The following is a 2,362-nucleotide window of genomic DNA, read 5'->3' on the forward strand; positions in this document are numbered from 1 at the left end:
CAAATTATGAACAACCTGGCTGGTCAAAAAGGGAACTTTATCCAGCCCTTGGTTGCAGCCATCAACTGTAGTCTCTGGGTTTACTACGGTCTTTTCAAGAAAGAAAGAGATATTCCCCTTGCGGCTGCTAATGCGCCAGGTATCATTTTTGGTCTGGTAACGGCTATCACAGCTTTGATTTAAAAAGAAGACTGGTTTCAGTCTTTTTTGTACATAAAAATAGATTCTCAAGTAAAGAAAGTCTAATGAGAGTTGAGGAGAATAGCCGTTGACAGCGAGCTTTCTGATTGCTGCTTTAGGGGTTCCTCCATCAAGTAAGAGATTGTTTCGTTACTATTTTTACAAAATCTTCTCCCTACTTTATAAAATAGAAAAAAGAGTTCAATTCGAACTCTTTTTTTGCTATAATGAGGGGAGAAAAATCAGACAGGAGATCGACATGTCAGAACCATTATTTTTACAATCAGTTATGCAAGAAAAAATCTGGGGTGGAACCAAGCTACGTGATGAGTTTGGCTACGACATCCCGAGTGAAAAAATAGGAGAATACTGGGCTATTTCAGCCCACCCAAATGGTGTTTCTAAGGTAGCTAATGGTCGCTACGAGGGAACAGACCTAGCTACTTTGTATGCAGAACACCGTGAATTGTTTGGTAACCGTCCAGAACCTGTGTTTCCACTATTGACCAAGATTCTCGATGCTAATGACTGGCTCAGCGTCCAAGTTCACCCAGACGATGCCTATGGATTAGAACATGAAGGCGAACTTGGAAAAACAGAATGCTGGTATATCATCGCAGCAGACGAAGGTTCAGAGATTATCTATGGCCATAATGCCAAATCAAAAGAAGAACTCCGCCAGCAAATCGAAGATAAAAACTGGGATGCGCTGTTGACAAAAGTGCCAGTTAAGGCTGGAGACTTCTTCTATGTACCAAGTGGTACCATGCACGCTATCGGGGCGGGTATCTTGATTCTTGAAACCCAGCAGTCTAGCGATACCACCTACCGTGTTTATGACTTTGATCGCAAGGACGACAAGGGCAACTTGCGTGAACTTCACCTTGAAAAATCTATCGATGTTTTAAACATTGGAGAGCCTGCCAATAGCCGTCCTGTAACTATCAAAGCAGATGATCTACGTTCCACTCTCCTTGTATCCAATGATTTCTTCGCCGTTTACAAGTGGGAAATCACTGGCAAAGTTGACTTCGAAAAGACAGTTGACTACAGCTTATTTAGTGTCCTGGCTGGTCAGGGTCAGCTGACTGTTGACGGGAAAAACTATCCAATCCAAAAAGGCAGCCACTTTATCCTACCAAGTGATGTTGAAACTTGGACCCTAGAAGGGCAAGGTTTGGAATTGATTGTTAGCCATCCATAAAAAAGAAAGGGCCTGAGTTCATTACTCAAGTCCTTTTTGCTTACATAAATTGGGCGATAAAAACCACAATGATGATAATAGGAATGATGAAACGAAGAAGGAAGAGCCAGACTTGGAAAAGTCCCTGTTTCCATGCTCTTTCATCGAGATGGAGTTCCTCCTTAGCAAGAGCCTTTTTAAAGATATAGCCTGTAAAAAGTGACAGGCAGAGAGCTCCAAATGGCATGAGGAGATTGGAAACCAAGAAATCCATAGCATCAAAGAAGGTCTTCCCAAAGATGTGAACATCCGCCATAACACCGTAAGAAAGGGCTGAAGGAATTCCAAAAACAAAGGTCAAGATTCCTAAAATAGCACTCCATTTAGCACGCTTGCGGTTGTCCTGGTTGGTGATATTGCCCACATTGATTTCCAGCATCACGACAGAGGAAGTAACCGTCGCAAAGAGGAAAAGCAAGAGGAAAAGAATGTAGAAAATAGTTCCAAAAGGCATCTTGTCAAAGAGTTGAGGCAAGACGATAAAGAGCAGGCTTGGTCCCCCTTCCGACTGGATATTGAAAGATGACATGGCTGGGAAAATGGCTAGTCCCGCCATGATGGAAACCGAGATGTTCATGGCTACGATGGAAATCCCTGACTGGACCAGATTGGTTTTCTTGTCCAAGTAGGATGCATAGGTCAGCATGGCTGTAACCCCTAGTGAGAGAGCAAAGAAAGATTGTCCCAGAGCATAAAGGAGACCAGCGCTAGTTAGTTTTGAAAAGTCTGGTTTGAGAAAGTAGAGAACCCCTTCCATGGCATTTGGCAAGCTGAGAGAGCGCCCGATGATGACGACAAAGATGATAAAGAGCAGCGGCATCATGACTTTCGAAGCTCTTTCAATCCCTTTTTGAACCCCACGTGATACAATAAAGATATTCAACAAGATAAAGGCTGCTTGAGCTCCTAGGGCAATGGCTGGATTTGAAATGATTGAAG

3 protein-coding genes are annotated in these 2,362 nt (G+C 43.1%); 2 read left to right on the forward strand and 1 reads right to left on the reverse strand.

The window, feature by feature from the left end; translation table 11 throughout:
• Positions 1 to 183, forward strand: a 183-nt coding sequence (locus GMD4S_RS11875; RefSeq protein WP_000302104.1) for a SemiSWEET family transporter, incomplete at its 5' end; no start/stop codon positions are given.
• 256 nt (positions 184 to 439) lie between these two features.
• The gene (manA, locus tag GMD4S_RS11880) at positions 440 to 1,384 is read left to right on the forward strand and encodes a mannose-6-phosphate isomerase, class I (protein ID WP_001294305.1); all 945 of its coding nucleotides are present in this window, start codon (positions 440 to 442) and stop codon (positions 1,382 to 1,384) included.
• Positions 1,385 to 1,424: 40 nt separating this feature from the next.
• On the opposite strand, the gene GMD4S_RS11885 is transcribed toward manA, so the two are convergent.
• A partial coding sequence (locus GMD4S_RS11885; protein ID WP_008291701.1) for a sodium-dependent transporter occupies positions 1,425 to 2,362 on the reverse strand: 938 nt, incomplete at its 5' end.

The organism is Streptococcus sp. GMD4S (genome assembly GCF_000296955.1).

What these genes read in the sequence shown, in the direction of transcription:
- manA (WP_001294305.1), top strand. Translation starts at nt 440, where the DNA reads ATGTCAGAACCATTATTTTTACAATCAGTTATGCAAGAAAAAATCTGG.